We start from the raw sequence: 284 nt of genomic DNA on the forward strand, positions 1-284 counted from the left end.
TGGGATGGGTCAGGCCCACTTTGCGGCCCACCACCCGCCGGCCATGGGCCACGTGGTGCTGGACGTTCAGACGCTGGATGGCATAGGCGGCGTCGGCATTGTCGACGCCGAGAATATCGCGCAGCGGGGCGATCGCCTGGCCGCTCTGTTCCGCGTCGCGGAGCTGCTGGGCCAGCGCGTCAAGAGAAAAAGTCATCATTTACTCCTTAAGCCCGTGCGAGGAAATTGAGCACCAGCTGATTAAAACTGTCGGCATGTTCCCACTGCGCCCAGTGGCCGCAGTC

At 63.0% G+C, this 284-nt stretch carries 1 protein-coding gene and 1 pseudogene; both read right to left on the reverse strand.

Translation table 11 applies throughout. The annotated features are described in order from the left end of the window. Nucleotides 1–196 (reverse strand): annotated as a pseudogene (locus ACSIPU_RS31210) (2-keto-4-pentenoate hydratase); the annotation flags it as partial. Nucleotides 197–206: 10 nt separating this feature from the next. Further along, nucleotides 207–284: hypothetical protein (locus ACSIPU_RS31215; protein ID WP_227541201.1), on the reverse strand; the 78-nt coding region annotated here is incomplete at its 5' end.

Origin of the sequence: Klebsiella sp. HN106 (genome assembly GCF_051209435.1) — a bacterium.
GTDB classification, from domain to species: Bacteria; Pseudomonadota; Gammaproteobacteria; order Enterobacterales; family Enterobacteriaceae; genus Klebsiella; species Klebsiella oxytoca.